This is a genomic window from Rhodobacteraceae bacterium LMO-JJ12 (genome assembly GCA_021555075.1).
Taxonomy (GTDB): domain Bacteria; phylum Pseudomonadota; class Alphaproteobacteria; order Rhodobacterales; family Rhodobacteraceae; genus JAKGBX01.
In genome coordinates this window covers 201,012-220,109 of the sequence record JAKGBX010000003.1, presented here as the reverse complement: position 1 = coordinate 220,109, position 19,098 = coordinate 201,012, and the positions used below count along the sequence as shown (strand labels likewise).

Annotated in this window: 17 protein-coding genes and 1 pseudogene; 9 read left to right on the top strand and 9 right to left on the bottom strand. The window is 60.7% G+C overall.

Annotated features, from left to right (window positions below):
• Positions 1–197 precede the first annotated feature (197 nt).
• Positions 198–887 carry an MOSC domain-containing protein gene (locus tag LZG00_17335; GenBank protein ID MCF3595756.1) on the bottom strand — a complete coding sequence of 230 codons (690 nt, stop codon included), beginning with the start codon at positions 885–887 and terminating at the stop codon, positions 198–200.
• 186 nt (positions 888–1,073) lie between these two features.
• Here LZG00_17335 and LZG00_17330 point away from each other — a divergent pair, with 186 nt between their 5' ends.
• The 5 genes from LZG00_17330 to LZG00_17310 all read left to right on the top strand — a co-directional run bounded on the left by LZG00_17330 (position 1,074) and on the right by LZG00_17310 (position 6,063).
• On the top strand, positions 1,074–1,796 hold the full coding sequence (locus tag LZG00_17330) for a hypothetical protein (protein MCF3595755.1): 723 nt from the start codon (positions 1,074–1,076) through the stop codon (positions 1,794–1,796).
• Positions 1,797–3,069: 1,273 nt separating this feature from the next.
• On the top strand, positions 3,070–3,741 hold the full coding sequence (locus tag LZG00_17325; GenBank protein ID MCF3595754.1) for a hypothetical protein: 672 nt from the start codon (positions 3,070–3,072) through the stop codon (positions 3,739–3,741).
• Positions 3,738–4,136 carry a hypothetical protein gene (locus tag LZG00_17320; protein ID MCF3595753.1) on the top strand — a complete coding sequence of 133 codons (399 nt, stop codon included), beginning with the start codon at positions 3,738–3,740 and terminating at the stop codon, positions 4,134–4,136. Before LZG00_17325 ends, LZG00_17320 begins: the two co-directional genes overlap by 4 nt.
• Positions 4,085–4,600: a hypothetical protein gene (locus tag LZG00_17315; GenBank protein ID MCF3595752.1), complete on the top strand. Its 516-nt coding sequence runs from the start codon at positions 4,085–4,087 to the stop codon at positions 4,598–4,600. The genes LZG00_17320 and LZG00_17315 overlap by 52 nt, the downstream gene beginning before the upstream one ends.
• 23 nt (positions 4,601–4,623) lie before the next feature.
• Positions 4,624–6,063, top strand: a complete 1,440-nt coding sequence (locus tag LZG00_17310; GenBank protein ID MCF3595751.1) for a DDE-type integrase/transposase/recombinase — start codon at positions 4,624–4,626, stop codon at positions 6,061–6,063.
• 278 nt (positions 6,064–6,341) lie between these two features.
• On the opposite strand, the pseudogene LZG00_17305 reads toward LZG00_17310, so the two are convergent.
• A pseudogene (locus LZG00_17305) lies at positions 6,342–6,485 on the bottom strand (transposase zinc-binding domain-containing protein).
• A gap of 956 nt (positions 6,486–7,441) precedes the next feature.
• Here LZG00_17305 and LZG00_17300 point away from each other — a divergent pair.
• The 4 genes from LZG00_17300 to LZG00_17285 all read left to right on the top strand — a co-directional run bounded on the left by LZG00_17300 (position 7,442) and on the right by LZG00_17285 (position 12,041).
• Positions 7,442–8,281, top strand: a complete 840-nt coding sequence (locus LZG00_17300) for a hypothetical protein (GenBank protein ID MCF3595750.1) — start codon at positions 7,442–7,444, stop codon at positions 8,279–8,281.
• A gap of 164 nt (positions 8,282–8,445) precedes the next feature.
• Complete coding sequence (locus LZG00_17295) at positions 8,446–10,242, top strand: beta-lactamase family protein (GenBank protein ID MCF3595749.1); 1,797 nt, start codon at positions 8,446–8,448, stop codon at positions 10,240–10,242.
• 37 nt (positions 10,243–10,279) lie between these two features.
• Positions 10,280–11,236 carry a M23 family metallopeptidase gene (locus LZG00_17290; protein ID MCF3595748.1) on the top strand — a complete coding sequence of 319 codons (957 nt, stop codon included), beginning with the start codon at positions 10,280–10,282 and terminating at the stop codon, positions 11,234–11,236.
• A gap of 205 nt (positions 11,237–11,441) precedes the next feature.
• Positions 11,442–12,041 (top strand): CPBP family intramembrane metalloprotease, encoded by a 600-nt coding sequence (locus tag LZG00_17285; protein MCF3595747.1) that lies wholly within the window; start codon positions 11,442–11,444, stop codon positions 12,039–12,041.
• 44 nt (positions 12,042–12,085) lie between these two features.
• Here the strand turns inward: LZG00_17285 and LZG00_17280 are convergent, their stop codons facing one another.
• The 7 genes from LZG00_17280 to LZG00_17250 all read right to left on the bottom strand — a co-directional run bounded on the left by LZG00_17280 (position 12,086) and on the right by LZG00_17250 (position 19,008).
• Positions 12,086–13,453, bottom strand: coding sequence for a beta-lactamase family protein (locus LZG00_17280; GenBank protein MCF3595746.1), 1,368 nt, complete (start codon positions 13,451–13,453; stop codon positions 12,086–12,088).
• A gap of 49 nt (positions 13,454–13,502) precedes the next feature.
• On the bottom strand, positions 13,503–14,933 hold the full coding sequence (locus tag LZG00_17275; GenBank protein ID MCF3595745.1) for an amidohydrolase family protein: 1,431 nt from the start codon (positions 14,931–14,933) through the stop codon (positions 13,503–13,505).
• Positions 14,934–15,027: 94 nt separating this feature from the next.
• Positions 15,028–16,200, bottom strand: a complete 1,173-nt coding sequence (locus tag LZG00_17270) for a beta-lactamase family protein (GenBank protein MCF3595744.1) — start codon at positions 16,198–16,200, stop codon at positions 15,028–15,030.
• A 5-nt stretch (positions 16,201–16,205) separates the two neighbouring features.
• A complete protein-coding gene (locus tag LZG00_17265; GenBank protein MCF3595743.1) occupies positions 16,206–17,060 on the bottom strand; it encodes a CPBP family intramembrane metalloprotease in 855 nt (284 codons plus the stop codon).
• A gap of 260 nt (positions 17,061–17,320) precedes the next feature.
• A complete protein-coding gene (locus LZG00_17260) occupies positions 17,321–17,491 on the bottom strand; it encodes an SDR family NAD(P)-dependent oxidoreductase (protein ID MCF3595742.1) in 171 nt (56 codons plus the stop codon).
• Between the two features lie 130 nt (positions 17,492–17,621).
• A complete protein-coding gene (locus LZG00_17255) occupies positions 17,622–17,978 on the bottom strand; it encodes a VOC family protein (protein MCF3595741.1) in 357 nt (118 codons plus the stop codon).
• Between the two features lie 49 nt (positions 17,979–18,027).
• Complete coding sequence (locus LZG00_17250; protein ID MCF3595740.1) at positions 18,028–19,008, bottom strand: NAD(P)-dependent alcohol dehydrogenase; 981 nt, start codon at positions 19,006–19,008, stop codon at positions 18,028–18,030.
• Between the last annotated feature and the right edge of the window lie 90 nt (positions 19,009–19,098).

Genomic DNA, 19,098 nt, shown 5'->3' with positions numbered 1-19,098 from the left:
GTGGGCCATGAAAATCTCCGCCGCCAAGCGGATACAACGCGTCTCCAAAATCTGCTGCCTTCATGCGCGCAGCAAGTTGGTCCTTAAAGTGAAAGACTAAGCCAGGAGGCGGCGCATGCGAGAGTTCAATTTGCTAAGTCCGTCGCCACACCAGCGGCTCAAATAGTCGGCACAGGCCAGCCTAAATGTGTCGGCCGTCATTCCGGCGTTTCAATCCGCCGCGACCAGCTTTCTACCTGGCCAGTCGAAAGGCGGGCCTCGGCCAGATTGCGCCAGCTTTCGGGCAGGCCGGTCAGGGCGGCGAATTCCGTCAGCGCCGCCGTGTTCAAACAGTCATGATAGAGCAGATGCGATACCCTCTTGATCGTCCAGGCTGGATGCGGCCGCACTTCCAGTCGCCCCGTGTCGTTTGCTGCAATCATCCCAGATTCCAAAACGCGAAAGTACCAGCCTGTGCGACCGTTCATCTGAACCCACCGCGCCATGTCGGACCTGCCAAAGCGCAGGTTTAACCGCCAACAGGGCTGACGACCCTGGCTGACTTCGAGAAGTGCGCCTCCTATCCGCCACCAGTCGCCCAAAGAAATTTCAGCTTCGGCGGCACCTTCGACGACCAAATTCTCGCCGAACGCACCGGCGCGAAACTGTTTCGCGAGATCAGGCAGATCGGCAGTCCATAGAGGGTAATTGCTTTTGGCATAGGCATGGATGGCCTTGTCGGGGCCGCCATGATGGCGGCGGTCCCCCTGTTCATCCCCCGTGAGGCAGGCAGCGTGCGCCATGATCCCGCCAGGTACGGGCTCCTTATAGATACCACTCGGCACGCCATTTGGGCCAAGCGGCTGGATTTGGCCAATACGAACTTCGGAAATGAACAATTCGGTCATCACGGTTCTTTCAGGTTTGCAAGCAAACGGTCTCTGTAGTCCTTAGGCGCAGCCGTATCAGAATGAGTTAACGGTCACCACGAGGTTGCTCTGCGGCTGCAAAACGGGAGCTGAGTCCATGGTGCAAATGACTGTACGATGTCGAAACAATCTGGTGCACATTAGCGGAATGAGCCATAAATTCATATGATCAGTTTTCGCCAGTTGCCCGACGACCATTCGGATTTCATCTACTCCCCGCTGCTGCGCGCGGCACGGTTGACGCTGGGGTATATGATCGAGAATGGACCCATCGGGATCACGAAGACCAAAGCATTCAAACGCTATTTTGTGAAGTGGGCGGCGGAGCATTTTGCCTGGCCCGGCAAGGGCTACGAAGACCTGATGCGCTATCACAAGGTGCTCAACGAATATGACTTCCCGCCGCTGGAGCTTCTTCACTTCCTGCTTGTCGAATTAAAGCTCGGGCGACATTACCGCGAGGAATTCCGGCTGACGAAACGGGGCCTCCAGATGGCACAGGCACCGGGCGCTTTATTTCAACAGCTGATCCCATTTTACATTCTGGACGTCGACCACGCATCATATGGCCGCTTCCAGGATCGTCCATTCGGTAAATGGGACGTCTGGCTGAATGTCTTGAATGTCGAAGTCGAAAATGGGGCCAGCGAGCGCGCCCTTTTTGAAACATTTTACGGTCGGAATTCGGATTGGGACAATGATGGCTGGCGGGAGATGGGCGCATTCTCTCATTGCGTGCTGAAGCCACTTGAATGGGCTGGCTTGTTGTCCATCCATGAGGCAACCGAAAAGGGGCGGGCAGCACACATGTGCTTCAAGACTCCGCTATGGCAATCGGCGCTGCCGCTCGACACCGACAGCATGCTTAGCCCTGCGCCAAGGCATTAATTTGAGTCGCCGTTCGCATCGCGGACGGCGTTATAAGTGGATTTTGGAAGTTTCCGGGTCTGCTTCTCTCTTTTATCCGTCGAAGGCCACCACTGCGTGTAAATCTGGATGTTTCGTCGGCGGTTGATGGGGCGGAGTCTGCCATGGTCAGCCTCCTGAGATGGATTTGAGCGGGTTCGGTTCCACTTGGAATTTCGACTTCCAGCACCCTGGGCGTGGAGATCATCGCATTGAGGGAGTGATCAGTCCCCACAGCGCGCTGTTTGTCAGCGATGATCATCGAATGTCTTTGCGCCGGGCCATTCAATCATGACTGACCGGCTTTGCTTGCCTCCTTTCCGTGTGCAAAATTGAATTCCAAGAAGGCCGACACGTGCTGTGCCTCCGTCCTGTCAGATATATGGGAGTGATAGAACGACACCGGAAAGGTCTTTTTGCAGTAAGTATGCTAGGCCCTCTGCCGGTTCTTCAATTAGGGAGGATCAAGTCGATGAGGTCTCGCATGTGATCGCACGGCGCGCACTGCGACCTTCGCGTAGATGGCGAGAGGCATCGTGCCGATGATTTCGACACAGTGTGTGCCAAAGCCCGCACAGAGACCTCGTCGGCTCGAGAGCCCCAGTGAAACAGAAGTTGCGAATCGTACTTTTGGCCTGCGGCGGGGCTTCAAACCTTCGCCCCGGATTCCTATCGTGATGATCCGTTGCAAAAATGGCGCTCGTCCAAGCCGGAATTTTTGCCGAAGTCGGGTGGAGGAGCAGTCCTGAAAAATAAATTCGTTATCCACTTGGAAGGGTGTGTGATCAAGCGCCTTTGAAATTGATCATTTATCAGTGTCTTAGATGCGCGCCCATTTTCACTGGGTTCATTCCGCTGCGGACGGAAAGGATCGCAGCAAATTTATTTTGGCCAAAATCAGCGGTTGTTAGAAGGAATTTGATGGGTAGTTTCTGGCTCTCAAGCGAGGGCTGAACGCCGGGGATAACCCGCAGGACGCAGAATTTACTTCGTGAAATAGCCATCTGGCCAACCTTATCATCGACTGCATCGGATCCCGGCGGGCGGTGGGAAGATCCCAGCCACCGAGGAAAAGAAGACCATGGACGCAACTCAGCCGTAGCACATCAGCCCCCCTACAGGACGTGACACCTGCAACTGGAGCCGCCTGAGAACAGGCTGCCCCACCCGCAAAACCAACAATCAATATCGCGGCCTGCGGGCGGCGTCGGAGAGTTTTCCGGCGAGCGATATCCTTATGTGAAAAGGACAGAAAATGCCGATTTTCTCGGAGGGCATCGTATTGCCTGCACCATCGCGGGCAGACCGCAAAATTCAGAGCGTTTCCAAGTGGCACTGCACCACGCATGCCGTGCGTGGGGCCGGTCCTGGCACCCGCATGCAGGGCGAAAGCAAGCTGGAAATGGATCACCAGTCCCTTCAGTATGCGCAGCCCGATGTCGCTGATGTCGTCGAGCAGGTGCTGTTCAAATTCGGTTGGCGGAATGAGAAGCGTCATGTCTTTGACATGATCGCCACCAAGACGAGCGGCGAGCGGGTCGCATGCACAGTCAGGCCCACGTCTGGATTGGCGTCGAAAGACTTTCTCGGGAAGATGGAGGTCGTTGCTTGGTGGGTTCAGGAGAAGAAGTTTGCCTCCACAGTGCGCCTGCTGACCGAGGCAGATATCGATTCCATCTCTCTGCACAACGCGAACCTGAACGCGGCGGTGCATGACAGCGATCCCGACGCGGAAACCGCGGTGCGCAGTGTTGCTTGTCAACTCCGTGGTGCCATCAGCATCAAAGCCCTCACGGATGAGGTCGGCCTGAAGGAGCGCGGATATCGCGCGATCCTGAGGTTGATCTCGAAGCGCGAACTACAGCCCGTTCACCACGAGCGCACGACCCCCAAAACTCTCATCCAATGGAAAGGCCAAAAATCATGAACGCTATTGTCGAACCCGATACCTTCGCAAAATCCACACCTGCCAAATCGGGCTTCCGGATCGAGCAGGCCGACCGCCTGACAATTGAAGGGACACTTTTCGACTGGGCTGGCCAGTCAGGCGACACGATCTTTCTGCAGCCAGCAGACGGGCAAGGGCTGACCGAGCAATTCACCATGGGGATGCTCTCGCGCCTCAGTGTGGCTGGTGCGATCAAGCACGAGGTGGGTTACTACCTGCCGGATGATCTGAAGCCCACGCCTTTGGCGAAAGGTGCATTGTTTCAGGTGTCGGACCTCAACCCGGCTCAGAAGAAGCGGTTTTACAGTCGCTTTTTCAGATCATGCCGATTGTGGACATGGTGTCAGAAGGGCTCATCCTTCCAAATGTGGTAGATATTGAAGCGTCTCTCAAAGAGATTGAAGCCCGGGCGGCAGCTTATTTGAAAAAAGAAGTCACTGAGCGCGTCCTGTTGAATCATGCTTTGGAACATCAACAGTTGCCGAAATCGGTTGCGAAGTCGGTGCGGAAAGGTCGTGGCGGCGGCAACAAGGACGGTATCGTCCTCTACTCAGCGGATTATCTCCGCAAACTCTACAAAAAATATCGAAAGCAGGGGCTTTCTGCTTTGGCTGACACGCTGTCCAAGTGTGGACACCCGAACAGGGGGTTTCGCCCGGCTGAGCAATCGCTGCTGAAGTCGACCATCCGTACCAGCTACCTGACGCTGGAGCGCAAGACACTGAAGACGACTCTTGTTGACGTCCAGCGGGCATTCCATAAAGCGAATGAAGGCCTCAATAAAAAGGTGAGCTGGCTCTTCGTGTTCCGGGACGCGACGCTATCCGCACCGCAATAAAAGAACTGGATCCCTTGCGCGTCATGATAGCCCGATATGGCCGCGAGTATGCGATCAAGCAGCTGCGCCCTGTCGGAAAAGGTCTGGAGGTTTCGCGCCCCGGTGAACGCGTTGAAATGGATGAGTGGTGCATTGACTTGCAGTCGATCATCCATTCCGCCGATCTCAAGGAATTCTTCGGCGATGAACTTCTCGATCTCATCGGCCTGAACGGTGAAACCGCGCGCTGGTGGCTTGTCCTGGCGATCGATTGCCGGACCAAGGTCATCCTCGGCATGAAGCTAACGCGGAACCCTTGCACGAGTTCGGCACAAGAATGCCTGCGTATGATTGTGAGTGACAAGGGCCAGTTGGCCGCTGCCTCGGGCGCTCCAACACCATGGTCGATGGCCGTGAAACCCGAAGTGCTGGTCACGGATAACGGCCCAGCTTTCAAGTCGGAAGCGTTTACCAATTGTTGCCTTGATCTGCGCATTCAGACTTTGCGGACCCATGCGGGGGTTCCGGGCATGCGCGGCACAGGCGAGCGGATTTTCGGCACTTTCAGCACCGATTTGATGCCGCGGCTGGTGGGGCGCACCTTCTCCAATTCTATCGAGCGCGGGGACTACAAGTCGCAGGACAGGGCCTGCCTGGACGCCGAGGACGTCGCTTTCATCCTGGTGCGTTGGGTCGTCGATATCTACCACAATTCGCCGCACCGTAGTCTTGGTGGCCGCACTCCACTGGAGCAATGGGACGCTGATATGGAAGACGGAAATTACCCGCTGAGTGGGTTGCCGGATATCGACTCAAAGCGTCTCGCATTCGGCAAGCGCCTCGAACGGAAAGTCTCGCAGGAAGGCATTGTGGTAATGGGAATCCAGTACCAGAGCCCCGAGGTCGGGATGTATTTTATGGGGATGAATCCGAAGATGGTCGACATCCGCTGGGATCCTGAAAACCTCGGCGCCATCAGCGTTTATCTGGAGGGTGCATGGCACGTCGTGCCGTCCGTGTATGACCGTTTCGTCGGGATGCATTTCCATGACTGGATGAAAGTGCACCGGGCGCTCCGCGCAAAGTCAGCGTCGCGCAAGGTGTGGAATCAGGAGATCGTATTTAACGCAATCGACCAGATTGAAGACCTGGTCAAGGACCGCTCCATGGCGTTCGGGATCATCGACACGACAATCAGCGACGAACAGTTCAAGAAGATCGAAGGGGATTTTTTCTCGTCCTTCCGGATTGATGACACGCCGCGCCTGAAGGCCGATGGCAAGGATTTGGGCCGCGTCATCACACTGCGTGCTCCGGATCCGGACATCCCACCAACAGGATCCAAGGCACCTGTGAAAGCCGCCGTAGTCAAGCCATCCCATGATGTGCAGCAGCGCGAAGACGCAGCCGATACAGCCAATACGCCCACCAAAGCCCGGGCCAAGGCACCGAAGTTCAGTTTGCCGCCCAGGCGCGAGGGCTGATACCGGTCTGACACTATCGCAGCCTCATCTCTTCCACACAGCGCAGGCCCTCACTGTCACAGGCAGTGGGGGCTTTTTTAATACGCCTAACGCGGTAGATTCCATTTCGCCGAAGCCTGTTGCCGGAACTTCGGCGGGTGATCTGCTGGCCGGAGCCATAGATCGAAGCTGGCCATGGAGGTTTTGTGTTTCGAGGCCCACAGGGTGTAAATGGCTAATTCCTGCTCGCCGCCAACGCCCAAAAACTTCGGAAGCTGGCAGCGATCTTTCCTGTTCTCATGCGCACAGTCTTCACAGCGCGCCACATGCCCGCCAAGCGCTGCGGTGCGACAACGCTCGATGGCACTCATGACCTTCAACTGAGCCAGGCTGATGTGGCCTGCAAAGGATGCGCGATACGCATGGCCGCGAACCGCTTGCAGGCGCGCAAGTGACTGGTTTGTGATGCAGGCCCAAGATTGCGGGCGGACATATCGGCGATCATGCGGGCACGAAGGGGTGTCATCAGTGTGGAATGCTGAATGTTCATGGGGAAACCCTCTGTCAATCGAGGCAAAATCACCTCGACCAACAGCACACACCCGACACCAAAACCCGCGCAACAAATCCCTGCTCAGCTCAACACTCGCCACAAACGCCCCTATCGCGAAGCGATTTAGTGCACTGAGCCCAGAGTGTCGAATGCTGCAACAAGAACCAAAGTCTGAAAGCCGTTGCTTAGCGGTCATTCGAAAAAGGTCTTTGCATCTCATCCGTGGTGGGCAGCATTTATTCTTGATGTAATTCAATTCGTTATGAATTGCCGTGTGCAATTTACGTTCACACTGCGATCGCATGAAATCGGATTGTGTCGCGTTTATTGAGGACCTTGCGTTTCTAAGTTGCAGTTCACCTGCACCGGATTTCATTCACACGGGACGTTAGTGTTTGAGGAATTTGTTAAGAAAGGCGGCAAATGGTTCTCGTTGGAAATCGACATGAAAAGCAGCTAATCTAACTTGAGCAGAGAGCGAAATGAAGTATTCGGTCTCGCGGCACATTGGTCAACCGGCTCCGCTAAGGGATTTTGAAATAGATGGCTCGTCAGCGTGTCTGGCCATCGTGTAGTCCAGCGTGACCTTGCAAGCCAGGATGACCGAAATACTGGCGCTGCCGCCTGATCGACCGGTAGTCGTCGTAATGATAGAGCACAACGCATTTATCTGGGATCAATTAGAGGGATGTACATTTGGCCGACTGCAATCCAGCCGGAATGCGACTCGACATCACAGCTCACCTCCCAGATTGACCAGAATTATCACGCGGTGCATCATTTCGCAAAAGATGGTGGGATCCGCAAAACTCAGGATTGCCGGTTAGTCAGGATTGACAGTTAGGAATGAAACTCCTTCTTGCTCTTCTCTTAGCGATTGTTCTGGGCGTCTGCGCTTTGGCGTTTCTTGTGCTTTTGGACCGGCGGGCCGATCGCGCAGAATGGAACAGGTTGGCGTCGCTCCAGCCATCTGCGCCTGAGTTGTTCGCGCCAGAGATGGTTGCTGACCTGCCCGAGCCCGCGCGACGGTATTTCACTTACATGATCCAGCCAGGCACCTTACTTTTTCCAGTTGCCGAAATTGACATGACCGGCCAGTTCAGCCTCGGGACCAAGGACGATCCGCGCTATCAGCCGATGGAAGCCCGCCAGATCCTCGCAGCGCCCGAAGGGTTCGTCTGGACGATGCGCACGCGGGGCGGCATACCGGTTTCGGGTTCGGACACAGGGAGTTGGACGCGGTTTCGGATTTTCGGTCTGGTGCCGGTGGGGCGGCTTGGCGGCGATCCGGATCACACCCGGTCCGCCTTCGGGCGCTATGCGGCAGAGGCGGTGATCTGGGCCCCTGCCGCCCTCTTGCCGGGTCCCGGGATCACTTGGGACGCTTTGGGCGAGGACACGGCGCGCGTGACGATCCGGCACTGCGATCTGGAGCAGGCGGTCGACGTGACCGTCGATGAAGAAGGGCAGCCCTATAAGGTCATCTTTCAGCGCTGGAGCAATGCCAACCCCGAACAGATCCACCGCCTGCAGCCGTTCGGGGCCTATATGTCTGACTTCAGGGATGTTGAGGGCTACCGCCTGCCGTTCCGCGTCGAGGCCGGGAATATGTTTGGCACCGACGATTATTTTCCCTTCTTCCTCGCGGACGTTACCGAGATACGATTCCCAAGGCCAGAACCATGATCGCCCGACTTGTGAGATGTCTGTGTTCAGTGCGCCGAGGTGTCACAGCCCGTGTTGCACGGCGGGCGGCGAACGCTGCCCGGTGGTCATCCATCCGAGCCAACTTGGCAGTTGCCATCTGTTGCGCCTTTATTGGCAGTGTCTCTGCACAACAAGACAGCGAAGTGTCTCCGCTGGCCGCGCGGGTTGACGGACTCGTCGAAGGGCTGATGACACGCGAACAGGTCCCGGGCGCGATCATGGCGGTGGTCAGCGGCGATGAGGTGATCATGCGGGGATACGGCGTCGCGGGCCTCGATGGCCAAACGGCTGTTAGCCCTGACAATGTTCGCTTCGAGATCGGCTCGATCACCAAACTGTTCACTTGGGTCGCGGTGATTATGCTGGTCGAGGAAGGTCGCCTGGACCTGCGCGCGGATGTGAATGACTATCTGCCGGGCTTCAACGTTCCAGGCAGCGCGCCGCTGACGCTTGCAGACCTGATGAGCCACCGGGGTGGGTTCGAGGAAAGCTACGCGATCTTCGACGAGGCCATCGCCGCCTTGCCTCGCGCGCAGGCCTTGGCGGCGGCAGCCCCGGATCAGGTGTTCCCGCGCGGGGAAGTCACGTCCTACTCGAACTGGGGGGCCGCACTGGCGGGGTATATAATCGAGGAGGTCTCCGGCGCGCCATGGGAGGAGTTCGTCCAAGCGCGTATCTTAGACCCGCTCGCAATGATGGACACAACACTGGCCGAACGCCTGCGGCAGCCGGATCAGCCGCCCCTTGCGCAAAGCTACGCGGTTCGGGGCGGCATCGCCCATCCGGCTTTCCGCATCGACATTGGCGCATTCGGCCCCGCCGGGGCCACGGCCAGCACGGCATCCGACATGGCGCGGTTCCTGCGGTTCCTGATGGGTGATGGGGCGCTGGAGGGCGCGCGACTGCTACAACCCGGCACCATGGCGCAGATGCGCACGCGACTGTTTGATGATCGGCCGCAGGCGGCAGATATGGCGCATGGCTTCCAGTCCAGGCCGCGCTTTGGAACTATGGTCTATGGCCACGGCGGCGGCCTCAACGAATTTCTCTCCAACCTCGTGTTCATTCCCGAGATCGGTGCCGGTGTCTTCATCTCCCAGAATGGCGGTGCGGGGGCGAGCCTTCCGCTGCTGGCACCGGACCTGATCCTGGCGGATCTCGCCTCCGATGCCGGGCTGACGGCGCCCGAAGTGCAGCCGGTGCCCGAGGCGGTCGCGCGCGCCGCTGAGGCGGCGGGCCGTTACGTGACCAACCGACGGACCTTCTCGGGGCCTGCCCAAGTCCTTGCAGCGCTCTCGCCGATGAAAGTGGTCGCGCTGTCCGACGGCGCATTGCTGGTCCCCACAGGCACTTTGCCGATGCCCTCGCGGTTCGATCCGATCGCGACGGATCTGTGGCAGGACGCGATGGGGCACCGCGTGACAGTCATCCGCGATGCGCAGGGGCAGATTACGCGCCTTGCCGACGGGTCCGGCGCGCAGACCCATGAGCGGGTGCGCGGGCTGGCGGATCCGGTGTGGCTGACCGTGGGATTTGCGCTGGCGCTGCTGCTGGCGACGACCAGTCTCGTCGGCTTGATCTGGCGTCACGGGCTGCGCGGCGGATCGCGCGTCGGGGCGGTGGTGGCGGCGATTCAAGTGGCTGGCGCGGTCGCTGTCTGGGCACTGGCGATCGCCGGGGTGGCGATGGCGCTCGTGGCGTTGCGGCTGGGATCGCAATTCCTGTTCGATCAACCGCAGCCGACATTCGAGATATTCCTGGGGATCGCCGCCGCCGTTGCTGTGCAAACCGCTGTGCTCGCGCTGTCGCTACCGTTCGCCTGGCGCGCACCGGGCTGGAGCTTCTGGCGGCGTGCACACCTGACAGCTTTCGCGCTCGCGCTTGTCGCGCTGGCGGGCCTCATGCTGAATTGGGGGCTGGCCTTCGGTGGACCGATCTGATGGGAGCCTGTACGCCGCATCCCGCAGAGGTCTCGCCATGATGGCGGTTGTTCTGCTCGTGCAGGTCGCCCTGCCTCTCGCCCTGCTTCAGTGGCTGGCTCTGTTTCCGGCGGCATCGGTCGTCGGGTGGCTGATGCAGGCCGCAGCCATTGCGACGCTTCTGTTCGCGTTGTCGCGCGTTGCCCAGTGGGCGCTGCCTGTCTGGTGGCTGCCTTGGGTATATGCCGGCTTGTTTCTTGCCATCGCGGTCTGGCAAGTGTTCGCGCTGCCCGGGCGGTCGTCGTTGCCGCACGGCGCGTGGGCGTGGTCGGCAACGGCCGTCTCTACGGGTCTGCTGGCGCTCGGCAGCTTCTACACGGTCAAGGCCCTGTCCGGGCGGGCCTTGCCGCCGGTCGAGGTCGTCGATATTTCCAATCCTTTCGGGCCGGGCCGCTATCTGGTGGGGCACGGTGGTTCCAACACGTTGGTGAACGGCCATCTGCGGACGCTGGATGCCAGCGTCGAGCGGTTCCGCCCTTGGCGTGGGCAGTCTTATGCCATCGACTTCTTCGGCCTCGGCCCTTGGGGTCTGCGCGCATCGGGCTGGCAGCCGGTTGATCCGGCGGACTACGCGATTTTCGGTGCGCCGCTGGTGGCGCCCTGCGTGGGGACGGTCACTGCGGTCGAAAGCGATAGCCCCGATTTCGAGGTGCCCGAGAGCGATCAGATCAATCGCCTCGGCAACCATGTCATCCTGCGCTGCGGCGAGGCCGAAATCGTCTTCGCGCACATGCGTGAGGGCAGCATCGTTGTCGCGGCGGGTGATCAGGTTGCTCCCGGCGACCGGCTGGGCGAGGTTGGCAATTCCGGTGCGTCCACCGAGCCGCATTTGCATATCCACGCGCAACGCCCCGCCGCCGAGGGCGAGCCGCCGATCTCGGGCGATCCGTTGGCGCTGCGCATCGATGGGCGGTTTCTCGTGCGTGGCGATCGCCTTCGCGGGCGGACGGAATGAGGGGGGCGGCCTACCGACCGTTCGAGTTTCTCGCTGTGGCCCTCGCCTGGACTTGGGCCTTCTGGTGGGTGCTCGTTCTGACGGGGCTTGAGCCTTGGAGCGGCACAGGGCGATGGCTCCTCTACCTCGGCGGCGTTTGCCCGCTCCTTGCCGGGCTCTGGTTTCAGCCCCGGCACAGCCCCGGCACAGCGCCGGTCGTGGCTTGGTGGATCTCTGGCAACGGCTGGTGCAACCGGGCCGCGCACCGCTCTGGCTCTGGGCGGCGACGCTCCTGCTGATCCCGGCGCTTTCGCTTCTTGCACAAGGTCTCCTGATGCTCGGTGGCGGCCCGGCTCCCATGCTTGCTCTATCGGGTGCCACATGGCCTGCAATCCTTGGATACGCCGCGTTCCTCTTTCTTCTGGGGCCGCTGCCGGAAGAGATCGGTTGGCGCGGCTACGGGCTCGACGCGCTGCTCGACCGCTATGACCCTGTGGCGGCGTCAATCATCTTGGGCGCGGCATGGGGGGCGTGGCATCTGCCGCTGTTCGCAATGGACGGATACTATGACGACTTCGGTGGCGCACCGACCTTGCTGCCCTTTCTCTGGTCAATCCTGATGAAGAGCCTGATCATGACATGGGCCTATCTGCACAGCGCCCGCTCACTTTTGCTGATGGTGGCGTTTCACTTCATGATCAACGCCACAGGAGAAGTGCTGCCGCGATCATCTGAAGTCGAGGTCGTGTTCCAAGGCCTGCTGACCGCCGTCGCCTTGGTGGCAGCGGTGCATCTTCGCTTTCAGTGGTACGCAGCAAGGCCATAGAGTGCCAATCCGCTCGCGCGGCGGCTCGATTGCTTCCGCGCATGTCATTGTTGCTGCCGTCCAAGGGCGAGCGCTGCAAGGCACAGGCCAGCGATCCCGCAAGACGCAGCCAACCACGGCCAAAGGCCGGGCAGTATGGAGAAGAGGAACAGGTAGTCCTGACCCGCTGCCCAAAGGGGCCAAACGGTCAGGGTGGCGGATGCTGTGCCTGCGATCGCTCGGACAGCGCGATTGCGAGATGCCCCTGTGACGGCCAGCCAAAGCGCAAGGGCCGCCACAAGGCCAAGCCCAGCTATGGCGACACGTGCCGCCGTTTCGGCCCAAAGCACGCGCGTCATCCCCACAGGCTGCACGCCGACGCTCTCGGACCAGATTCGTAGGACATCTGCAAAGAGCGGCCAGGCACGTTGGCTGTTGGACAGGATCACGATCCCGTCGCCGGTCTCAGGCACCAGATGCAGATGGCTCATCCAGCCATAGCCCTGTCCGCCATGCCAGACCGCTGTGCGCCCGTCCGACAAGGTTTCGGTGAAATGCCCAAGTCCATACCCATCGGCGGCAAAGCCGAACAACCCGTCCACAGCGACGACGGGTCGGTGCAATTCGACCACCCCGCCGGGGGACAGCACATCCCGATCCGTTCCGTCCATCGCTGCTGCGGCGAAGCGTGCAACGTCATCGGCGGTGGCGAAAAGCCCACCCGAAGCGCGGCCCGGGTAGACGTAGGGTGCCACGGGTCGTCCGTGTAGGTCATGTCCCCGCGGCATTCCAACACCGGGCCAGTCGAAGCCTGCGTGTTCCATCCCGAGCGGACCGAGGACCTCACGGTTCATGAACGCGGCGAAATCCTCGCCCGTGCAATCCTCAATCACCAGTTCCAGCAAATTGAACCCGGTGTCTGAATAGGAAAACGCGGCGGGCGCGGGCGCAAGGATCAAGAAGTCCTCTGCCAAATGCTCCGCCAAGCCGGGCCTTGGTGCATCCGGCGCATAGCGCGCCGCGAAATCACCAAGGCTGATCCCGGCGGTGTGTGATAAAAGCTGTCGGGGCGTGAGTGGCGGCGTGCCCTCGGGCGGTTGCCAGCGCGTGAGGCAATCGGCGATCGGCGCATCGAGATCGAGGCGACCGGTCTCTGCCAAAAGCATCGCGCCCCATGCGGTGACGGGCTTGGAGATTGACTCGACCCGAAAAAGCGCATCTGCCGTCATAGCACGACCGGTGGCTGGATCGGTATGGCCAAAGGCGCGGGTCCAGACCGGGGCGCCGTTTTCCAGCACGACGACAACAACACCCGGCACACCGTCCCTTGTCATGCGGGTTTGCACGGCATCGCTGATCCGGTCAGAGGGGGTTGCTTTCAGGGCGACTGAACTGACCGCGACAGCGCCAAGGATTAGGGCGACGCCGGTCATGAAGCGCCTGAGATCTCCGTGCTTTCGGGTGTCTGGATGCGCCACAAGCCTACTCCCCCTGGGTCAGTAGTTTCGCCTCCAATGCATCGAGCGCTGCGCGGTCCAGCACCCTACCGCCAGCGATCACCGCACGCGGGCGGCGCAGTGTCGCGAGGCTTTCCAACGGGTTCGCGTCCAGCAGGACCAGATCGGCGCGACGGCCCGGTGTGATGGTGCCGTCCTGATCGGCCAGCCTAAAGAACCGGGGCGGCGCAACCGTCGCCGTGTAAAGCGCCTCGCGCGGGGTCAGGCCGATCTTGACATAGAGATCCAGCTCGTCCAGCAGCGAAAAACCATGGAGCAGATAAGGGTTGGCGAAAGAGGCATCCGTCGAAGCGAGGAACGGCACGCCCGCCTCAAACGCCATCAGGAAGGTGCGCCGATCCAGCGCGATGCTGTCTGCTGCCAACGCGCGCACCTCGTCCGTCATCGCCTTGAGCCGGAAATCAGGGCGGCCCCAAGCCTCGCGTATCTCCGCTGGAATCATCCGCATGCGCGGCGCATCGGCGTCAGGCCAGTTGCCGGTGTAGAAATCCGCCACCACGAGGGTGGGGCTGACATGCATCCCCGATGCGGCGAGCCGCGCAAGCGTGGTGTCGCATAAGCCGCGGTCCCATGTGTCGAGGATGATCCGGTTCTGCCCCGCCATGACCGCAAAGATGGCCGCCTGATCGCCTCCCTCCGCCATGACGCGCCGCAGATCCTCCAGCATGCGCTCTTCGCCGGTCGCGCAGGCCATGGCGACCCGCCCAAAATGCTCCATCCCGTCCTGGCCCGCGTCGATCGCGGTCCCAAGCGCCACGCGTTCGGGGATATGGCCGACCAGCGGCAGGCCGTGGTCATGGGCCGCCTCGGCCAGTGCCGAAAAGGTTGCCTGGTCCAGCATCGAGTAGGCCTTGACCGCAGCCCAACCCTCCGACGCGATCCGCTCCACGACCGCGCGCGCCTCAGTCGGCGTGTCGGCCAGGAACATGCCGGGCCACGATCCGGGGGTGGCATCCACCCATGCGCCGGACAGGATCAAACGAGGCCCGAGAAACTCGCCCGCCTCGATCCGCGCCTGCAAGTCCTGCTGCGCGTCGATGGGCCAGAGTGCGCCCATGTCACGGATGCCCGTCACGCCGTTGATCAGGTAAAGGGGAAAGGCCGTGTCTGGCTCGGAGGTGCTGGAAAAGACATGGACGTGGCTGTCCCAAAGCCCGGGGATTGCGAAGGCCCCATCTGCGTCGAACAGGTCAATCGCGTCCGAAGCCATCAGATCGGGGGCGATTTGTGCGATTACACCGTCCTCGATCAGGATCGACTGCCCCTGCGCGATGGTTCCCGCTTCGACATCAACGATATTGACATCCCGAAATAGTGTTGGCTGCTGTGCACTGGCAGCGCTTGCAAAGGTCATGCCAGCGAACATTACCGCGATCAGTTTAATTGCATGTCGCATCTCCATGGTTCCTTTCAAAACAAAGTTTCGAGGCCGACCCGCGCTTGACGGTGCGATTGGCCAGTCGGCTTTTCTATGCAAGGGTAACGGCGGATCACTGGATAGCCCCAATGGCAAGGTCCGCCAGCGCTACCTCAAGCGCGGGCACAAGATTCGTGCTGTCGTCCACGACGCCTGCGTCGGTGTTGATCTGGAAGGCGATGGTCACCCCGTGATCCGCATAGTGGCGCAGGCTGGAAACATAGGCCGGGATCCAGCCGCCATGGCCATAGACCGGACCGCGGGGCGTGTCGGCATAGATCGCGACGCCCGAACCGTAGAGGATGCCGGGGGCTGCGGGCGACACCGGCACCCCGTCCAGCAGGCGGTCGAGATAGGGGGCCTCCATCGCCGCACCGCCGAACAGCAGATGCCCCCAGAGCGCCAGGTCATACGAGGTCGAGGCCAGCCCACCGCCGGTCCATTCCACGGACGGATCCCAGACCAGTTGGCCGCCTGCGTCCGCCGTGCGCTCTGGGAGCCCGAAGGGGTTGCCCGGGATGGTGTAGCCGACCGCGAGGCCCGGAATCGCGCGCCGGTCGGAGGGGATCGTATCGACCAAATCCAGCGGACCCAGAAACCTCTCTTGCACCACATCGTAGTAGGACCGCCCGGTCACGTCCTCGATGAGCAGACCAAGAAGGATGTAGCCAGTGTCGCTGTAGGTCCAGGCGGTGCCAGCTTCGAACAGTGGCGCATGGTCAGTGACAAAGCCCAGAATCTCCTCCGGCGTGAAGGCACCTCCACCCTCAGCAATCCGTGCCGCAGTGGCGGCCTGAAACTCCGACAGGTGCGGATGATCCGCCAACCCGGATTGGTGGTGCAGCAGGTGGCCCACAGTCATCGCCTCTGCATTCGGCAGGTTCGCAAACCAGGGGCGATCTCCGAAGTGATCGGCCAGCAGATCCGGCTGTGCGAGCCGCCCGTCGCTCTCAAGCGCCAACACGGTCGCGGCGACGAACGTCTTGCCGATGCTTGCGGCCAGCATGCGGGTCTCGGGCGTCATCGGACGCCCGGCCTCAACATCGGCCAAACCCACAGCAGCGACAACCACCGTGCCATCTGGCAAAGCGATTGCGGTCGTCGCACCCGGAAATCCATAGCGCTCCTGAAAGTCTCCGAGCGTGATTTCCAGTTGCGCCGAGAGATCCGATCCGTCTTGCGCCATCAGCGGGTTTGAGGCCGCGACGCAAACAATCATGGCGGCGGTGAGAATACGCTTTCCCATGCTCTCTACCCCGCCGGGCGGGCGACGGAGGACGCCGATGGCGGCAGAACCTCGGTCACAGCGCCAGCGCGGGTGAACATCGTGTCGCGGTTCCACCAGACGACAACAGCGGCCACCCCCACGAGGATCCACGTGTCCCAGGGCTGCGCATCGGGCCAGAACGGGTTGATCAGCTGCCAGTGAAACAGCATCGGCCAGAGCAAGCTGCCGCGCGCGGCGTTGAAGATCGGCGTGACCAGAACCGCAAGAACGATGTTGCCGACAAAGAACGGCAGGAAGTTCCAGCCTGCAAATACCGTCCCGGACAAGAAGAAGGCGGGCAAATGCCAGAAGCCCCAGATCATCCCGATCAGGATCCCGGCCCAAATCGGCGCCATGTGCCGTTGCAGGATCGGCTGTGCCACGCCACGCCAGCCGAACTCCTCGATCGGGCCAAGAAACAGCATCATGAAGAGCACCGCGACCATGGTACCCGCGCCCTTGGGCGGGATCGGGGCCAGAACCGGGCCGCCTATGATCAGCGAACCGGTTACGAAGACCAACGGGATGACGATCAGGATAAATCCGACCCAACCCACCGAGACACGCCAGAGAAACAGGCGGGACAGGAAGCCGCGCAAACCCGCAAAGCCCGAGTGGAAAAGCACGAGCGCGAAGGCAGAGATCGCCGGGGCCCAGGTTGCCAGAAAGAAGAACGGGTGCGAGCCGCTGATTTCGCCGAAGCAGGCGGAGGCGGCTTCAGGTGCCAAGACATAGACCCCGATCAACCCCCAAGTGATCAGAAACGTCACGGCCAGAAAGCCGAAGAGTGCGATGGATGGTACGCGGTGCGGACTTTCTTTCAGTGATGCGTGGCTCATCGCCAGTCCTCTTGATGGATGAAAATACGGTGGATCGTAGCATTTTCCCGGAGGTTCAGGAATGATGATGGTCAACACGGGAATAGTAATGACTCCTCGTATTGGGGAGAACGCGGCGATACATGAGCGCAAGCGCAACTGGGAATGTCGGTTCCATCAGCAGAGGCACCAACGCACTTTATGGGCGGTCAGCCCGCTTTCGGCGCGGCAGCAGGGCCCGCAAGTAGCCCGCCGTCCACCGTCAGTTCGGTTCCGGTCATCTAGGCCGCTTCGTCCGAGGCGAGCAGAAGCGCGATAGAGGCGGCGTTACTCTCGCTTCTATCGGTCACAATAACGGTAGCTCCTTCTCGGACGAAGGCGCGCGCAATGGCGGCGCCGATGCCGCGCCCCGCGCCTGTGACGATGCAAGTCTTTGTGTTCAATCGGGACATGGTTTTCCTTTCAATGCTGGTTGCGGTCAGGGCATGGAATCATCAAGCCGGGGTTTTCCGTCAGCAAGCCCATCCAAACCCAAGCGACCCGGGGATGGTGTGCCGACCAATTTATCGGGTGTTGTATTCCTTAGTCAGACAGACACAGCTTGTTGCCATCAAGGTCTCTCACATAAGCCGAGAATTTCGGCCCACGCTGATCGGGCGCGCCTTCGCAGGTGCCGCCCAGGTCAAGGGCCAGGCCGTGCATCCTTTCAACGTCTTCCTTTGCACCGACACAAAAGCCAACCATCGTGCCATTCCCGTTTGTTGCCGGTTTTTCGTCGAAAGGTATCGCGATTGCGAAGGCAAAGTCCTCGCCAAGCCAGTAGGTCATGCGGTCCGTGGGCGACATGGTCTGAAGTCCTGCGCCCGCAAAAAGTGCGTCATAGAAGGCCTTTGATGCGCGCATGTCGTTCGTTCCGACGACGAAGTAGTTCATTTTCATGGTTGTCTCTCCGATTAAACTGGTGGTCAGTTGACTGCGTGGCGCGCTCTCACACTACGACCACGTTCCCGCGCTTGTGACCCGTCTCCATATGGCGGTGCGCCTCGATCAGGTCGGCCAAAGGGTAGACCCGGTCGATGACAGGGGCCAGCGTGCCGTCCTCGGCCATCTCGATGAGTGTCCCGAGCATCGGGCGCAACACCTCCGGCTTGAGCATGCCGGTGGCCGAGAAGCGGGCCTTGCGCGCGCCCGCCACCGACGTCCACAGCATCGCACCGAGCAGGCCGAGGCCCAGCACCGGGCAGACGTAGCGGCCATGCCGGGTCAGGCTGTTTTTCGCCTTGGCGAAGGACGAGACGGCGAGCGTGTCGTAGATCACGTCATACCGCTCGGCTTGGGTGGTGAAATCCTCCCGGCTGTAGTCGATGACCCTGCCGGCCCCGAGGGCGGCCACCATGTCGGCGTTGCGGGCGCTGCAGGTGCCGGTGACGTCGGCTCCTATCGTGGCGGCGATCTGCACCGCCGCGCTGCCGAGGCTGCCCGAGGCACCGAGGATCAGGACCCTCTCGCCTGCGCGCAACTCGGCCACTTCGCGCAGAAAGTTCAGTGAGGTCAGCGGCCCGTCACACATCATCGCGGCTTCCTCAAACGACAGTGCGGCCGGCTTTTTCATCAGCACGCCGGACTCATCGAGGCAGATGTGGCTGGCATTTGCCCCGAATTTCAGTCCTGCCTCGCCGAAGACGGCGTCGCCCATGGCAAACCGGTTAACATTGTCGCCCACGGCGATCACCTCGCCCGAGAGCCCGGTGCCCGACAGGTTTTGACGCGGGCGGTGTAGGCCAAGGAAAAGACGTGCAAAGCGGGGCTGCCCGGCCCGCATCATGCCATCGGCGCGCGTCACGGCCGAGGCGCGGATGCGGATCAGGATCTCGGTGGGACCGGGTGCCGGAATGGGCCGGGTCACCGGGTTCAGCACCTCGGGAGTGCCGTAATGATTGATGCTCCAGGCAGAGAGTGTTGCAGTCATGGTGGTCTCCTTTCGGTTCGATTGCCCTTTATCTACCGGACCGATTTCCTTCCGAACATTGCAGTTTATGCACCAGTATGGTTCATAATC

Coding starts and splice junctions, on each gene's coding strand:
- LZG00_17335 (MCF3595756.1), bottom strand. CDS start 887: ATGACCGAATTGTTCATTTCCGAAGTTCGTATTGGCCAAATCCAGCCG.
- LZG00_17330 (MCF3595755.1), top strand. CDS start 1,074: ATGATCAGTTTTCGCCAGTTGCCCGACGACCATTCGGATTTCATCTAC.
- LZG00_17325 (MCF3595754.1), top strand. CDS start 3,070: ATGCCGATTTTCTCGGAGGGCATCGTATTGCCTGCACCATCGCGGGCA.
- LZG00_17320 (MCF3595753.1), top strand. CDS start 3,738: ATGAACGCTATTGTCGAACCCGATACCTTCGCAAAATCCACACCTGCC.
- LZG00_17315 (MCF3595752.1), top strand. CDS start 4,085: ATGCCGATTGTGGACATGGTGTCAGAAGGGCTCATCCTTCCAAATGTG.
- LZG00_17310 (MCF3595751.1), top strand. CDS start 4,624: ATGATAGCCCGATATGGCCGCGAGTATGCGATCAAGCAGCTGCGCCCT.
- LZG00_17300 (MCF3595750.1), top strand. CDS start 7,442: ATGAAACTCCTTCTTGCTCTTCTCTTAGCGATTGTTCTGGGCGTCTGC.
- LZG00_17290 (MCF3595748.1), top strand. CDS start 10,280: ATGATGGCGGTTGTTCTGCTCGTGCAGGTCGCCCTGCCTCTCGCCCTG.
- LZG00_17280 (MCF3595746.1), bottom strand. CDS start 13,453: ATGACCGGCGTCGCCCTAATCCTTGGCGCTGTCGCGGTCAGTTCAGTC.
- LZG00_17275 (MCF3595745.1), bottom strand. CDS start 14,933: ATGCGACATGCAATTAAACTGATCGCGGTAATGTTCGCTGGCATGACC.
- LZG00_17270 (MCF3595744.1), bottom strand. CDS start 16,200: ATGGGAAAGCGTATTCTCACCGCCGCCATGATTGTTTGCGTCGCGGCC.
- LZG00_17265 (MCF3595743.1), bottom strand. CDS start 17,060: ATGAGCCACGCATCACTGAAAGAAAGTCCGCACCGCGTACCATCCATC.
- LZG00_17260 (MCF3595742.1), bottom strand. CDS start 17,491: ATGTCCCGATTGAACACAAAGACTTGCATCGTCACAGGCGCGGGGCGC.
- LZG00_17255 (MCF3595741.1), bottom strand. CDS start 17,978: ATGAAAATGAACTACTTCGTCGTCGGAACGAACGACATGCGCGCATCA.
- LZG00_17250 (MCF3595740.1), bottom strand. CDS start 19,008: ATGACTGCAACACTCTCTGCCTGGAGCATCAATCATTACGGCACTCCC.